4 protein-coding genes are annotated in these 4,168 nt (G+C 43.1%); all 4 read left to right on the top strand.

All coding sequences use genetic code 11. The annotated features are described in order from the left end of the window. Positions 1-140: 140 nt before the first annotated feature. The 4 genes from recF (at position 141) to PN499_RS09830 (ending at position 4,030) form a co-directional block, all read left to right on the top strand. The gene (gene recF, locus PN499_RS09845) at positions 141-1,328 is read left to right on the top strand and encodes a DNA replication/repair protein RecF (protein WP_272031660.1); all 1,188 of its coding nucleotides are present in this window, start codon (positions 141-143) and stop codon (positions 1,326-1,328) included. A 151-nt stretch (positions 1,329-1,479) separates the two neighbouring features. Next, positions 1,480-1,878, top strand: a complete 399-nt coding sequence (psb27, locus tag PN499_RS09840; protein WP_272031659.1) for a photosystem II protein Psb27 — start codon at positions 1,480-1,482, stop codon at positions 1,876-1,878. Positions 1,879-2,103: 225 nt separating this feature from the next. Continuing rightward, positions 2,104-3,723, top strand: a complete 1,620-nt coding sequence (locus PN499_RS09835) for a glycoside hydrolase family protein (protein ID WP_272031657.1) — start codon at positions 2,104-2,106, stop codon at positions 3,721-3,723. A gap of 145 nt (positions 3,724-3,868) precedes the next feature. After that, positions 3,869-4,030, top strand: a complete 162-nt coding sequence (locus tag PN499_RS09830) for a hypothetical protein (RefSeq protein WP_272031656.1) — start codon at positions 3,869-3,871, stop codon at positions 4,028-4,030. The last annotated feature ends 138 nt before the right edge of the window (positions 4,031-4,168 follow it).

The raw sequence follows: 4,168 nt of genomic DNA, 5'->3' as shown, positions 1-4,168 counted from the left end.
GAGGAGCAGAGGAGCAGAGGAGATGGGTAATTAGCAATTACCAATTAGCAATTAGCAATTAGCAATTAGCAATTAGCAATTAGCAATTACCAATTAGCAATTACCAATTAGCAATTACCAATTAGCAATTACCAAGTCTGATGTATTTGAGAAGTATCCACCTCCGACAGTTTCGCAACTACCGAGATCAGAAGGTAATATTTGATGCTCCTAAAACAATTTTAGTGGGCAATAATGCTCAAGGAAAATCTAATTTATTAGAAGCAGTAGAGTTGCTTTCAACTCTCAAAAGCCATAGAGCAACACGCGATCGCGATTTAATCCTTGACGCTAAACCCATAGGGCAAATTGATGCTAGCTTAGAACGGCAAACTGGGATAATTGATTTAACTTTAACCCTTCGCAATCAGGGAAGACGCACAGTTGGACTCAACGGCGAACCTCTCCGTCGCCATTTAGACTTTTTGAGCGTACTCAATACAGTGCAGTTTTCGAGTTTAGACTTAGATTTAGTGCGAGGTAGCCCAGAACATCGGCGGGACTGGATCGATCGCTTAGTCACGCAATTAGAACCTGTCTATGCTCACATTTTACAGCAATATAACCAAATTCTGCGGCAGCGAAATGCTTTTTTGAGGCGAGAGAAAGAGCAAGCGAACAAAGGAGAATTACCAACCACCAATTACCAATCACCAATTACCAATTACCAATCACCAATTACCAATTCCGAATTAGCTTTATGGGATGCACAATTAGCAACTGCGGGAGCTCGTGTTATCCGCAGACGCGATCGGGTTTTAGAGCGGTTAATCCCTTTAGCTCAAAGTTGGCATGGCTCAATTAGTGGCAGTATGGAGGTTTTAGATGTTAAGTATATACCTAATGTAGAAGTAATCCAAGAATTAATTGCTCGCGATCGTCTTGAAGGAGTACGTCAAGCTTTTTTAGATAAAATTAGGGAAAGAGCGATCGCCGAATATTACCAAGGCACTACCTTAGTCGGCCCTCACCGAGATGATATTTCCTTTACTATTAATAATACTCCTGCTCGTCAATACGGTTCCCAAGGTCAGCAGCGCACTCTAGTATTAGCATTAAAATTAGCCGAATTGCAGCTCATTGAAGAAGTTGTTGGCGAACCTCCTCTATTATTGCTTGACGATGTACTTGCAGAACTAGATCTCAATCGCCAAAACCAACTTTTAGAGACCATTCAAGAGCGATTTCAAACTCTAATTACGACTACCCATTTAGGAGCTTTTGATGCTCAGTGGTTGCAGCAAACCCAAATTTTATCAGTCCAAGCTGGACAAATCACCCAAATTTAGAGTTTATATTTAAGATTAGAGATTGACAGATTAAATATTTAATGGTATGTCCAGATAATTTGATAGTAATTCAGTTGTGCGATCCCGAAATCAAGATAGGATTAAAGGTAAATTTAATTGCAGATTTTCGGTTCCATTTCTAATCATTCTTATGAAGCACTATGTTTCCCGCCTGCTAGCCTTGGTTTTGGTTGTTGTCATCGGCTTAATCGGCTGTTCCAATGTCCCGTCCACTCTGACTGGAGATTATCGCCAAGACACATTAGGATTAGTCAACAGTTTGAGAACAGCGATCGCCTTACCAGACAATTCCCCAGATAAGGCCCCCGCTCAAGCAGATGCGCGTCAAAAAATCAATGATTTTGCCGCTACTTACCGCCGGGATGGAACGCTGACCAAGCTTACATCCTTTACTACAATGCGAACAGCATTGAATTCCTTAGCTGGACATTACAGTTCCTATCCCAACCGCCCTCTGCCGGAAAAATTGAAGAAGCGCCTAGAATCCGAATTTCAGCAGGTAGAAGCTGCATTGAAGCGAGGAGCTTGAGCGATCGAGGAAATTTGAAGGATGAAGTTTGGGGCAGAAATTAAGTATTTTCCGGCTTCATCCTTCACATTTAAGGACTTTCCTGTGAAAGGTCTAGTCATTTTTACGCCCGTTCTCCAAGGGCGTTTTTTAAGTGTGCGATAATGCTGAAAAGTTTTGCAGGGTGCTGAATAACTATTGAATCCTGTCCTTTTACTCCCTTGCGAGCCATCTTCTGATTGCCTTATGAAATTTGCCTTAACTCGGAACACCACGACTCAACGCCAGCGGCAGATATTGAGCGCGGTTGCTGCGATTTTAACCAGTAGCCTTTTCCACCCCTTCATCCTCAACAAACCCGCTCAAGCGGAAACTTTAAGCTACTGTAAGTTATCACCAAATGATGTTCAGCAAAAAGAAAATTTACGCCAAGAAGCATTAACAGGAAAGCCAGAAGCTCAGCAAGCTTATTTTTCGATTTTGGCTGAGCACGCACGACAAATGACAGAGTGCCGCACTAGAACTTGGCCGCAAACTCAGGCAATTTGGTTGCGTTTATATCCCTGCGATGCGAGGCCCGGGGAAATAGACAGAGTTTTAGATAAAATTGTTAATCAAGGCTATAACCAAGTCTATTTAGAAGCATTTTATGATGGTCAAGTGTTGTTACCAGCAGCCGACAATCCCACCGCTTGGCCTTCTGTACTCCGAACTCCTGGCTATGAAAAATTCGATATCTTGGCAAAAGCGATCGCTAAGGGTAAACAGCGAGGCTTGAAGGTTTATGGTTGGTTATTTACGATGAATTTTGGCTATACTTACGCTCAACGTCCTGATAAACAGGAAGCGCTTGCTCGCAACGGCAAAAATCAGACAACTTTAACAGTTAGTCAAGACAATAATAGCTCTGACCAAATAGTAGAAAATCAGGAAAATTACGCCTTTATTGACCCCTACAGTCGGCAAGCTAGACAAGATTATTCTGTGATGATTAATCAATTGCTAAAGCGGCGACCAAATGGAATGTTATTTGACTATGTTCGCTATATGCGTGGGGTCGGTGGAGCTTCTGTTGCGACTAAGGTTCAAGATTTATGGATTTACGGTCAAGCTTCTCAAGAAGTGCTATTGCAACGCGCTCAAAATCAACAAGGGCGGGATATAATTCAACGCTATTTGGCGCGGGGATTTGTTAATCTTAATGACGTGCAAGCTGCTAACAAACTTTATCCGAAAGAGAAAGAACCGCTTTGGCCAGGGCGCATTCCTTTACCTGAGCCAAAGCCGACAATAACTCCGACTTCAGGTAAGTCTAATTCTCCAACTATACCACCCAAAAAACCGACTCCTGGCAAGCCAGAAGTGCCGCCACCGCCAAAACTTGTTGACCCTGCGATTTTACAAAACGATCTGTGGACTCTAAGTGTAGGTCATGCGGTACAAGGGATTTTAGAGTTTTTAGGATTAGCAATTCAACCGGCTCAGAGGATGGGATTACCTGTGGGAGCGGTGTTTTTTCCTGATGGGAATAGAAGGATAAATTCAGGGGGGTTCGATTCGCGATTGCAACCTTGGGATAGTTTCCCGGCTTCAATGGAATTTCACGCGATGTCTTACGGTTCTTGTGGAGATATGAGCTGCATTATTCCCCAGGTGCAGCGGGTAGTGAGTATGGCACCACCAGGAGCTTTAATCATACCTGCGATCGCAGGCGGTTGGGGTCAGCCTGTGAAGAATCGCCCTTCGTTAGAAATTCAAATGCAGGCGATTCGCAATGCTGCGCCGCAAATTAATGCTATCAGTCATTTTTCTTATGGCTGGCAAGAACCACAGGACGATCGAGCTCGGCGTTCTTGTCGAATGTAAAAATAGAGTTTAGCTGATAAGTAGAAGGAAGAAGGATTTACTTATATTCACCCTTCTTTAATAGTGGCAAGGTTCGTACCTGAATCAATTTATGCCTCATAGCTAAAGTACTCTTATCTAGGACTGAAATTGATTTAACAGTCCTATGCAAGAGCACTTTAACTATGAGAAAGGGATGAAAACTTCTGGCGAGCTGGTGAGTTTAGACAATATAGCTCAGTGCGATCGCCACCACCAAGGTCATCAGGAATTTCTTAATTACTGCAACTATTGCACCCATCCTATTTCCCTCTTTCTTTGGCTATAAGTAGGGCTTGCTGAATCAGTGCCCGGAGGTGATGCAGTCTGGGTTATGCGATCGCGGAGGGAGAGTATGGTGCAAGAAAAACAGGTAAAATAGGTCAAAAGCCTTGCATCACCATCCCTCACCATGTACAGAAAAGCT

Source organism: Kamptonema animale CS-326, assembly GCF_028330895.1.
In the GTDB taxonomy this organism is placed as follows: Bacteria; Cyanobacteriota; Cyanobacteriia; order Cyanobacteriales; family Microcoleaceae; genus Kamptonema; species Kamptonema formosum.
This window is presented reverse-complemented; position numbering and strand designations above follow the sequence as displayed.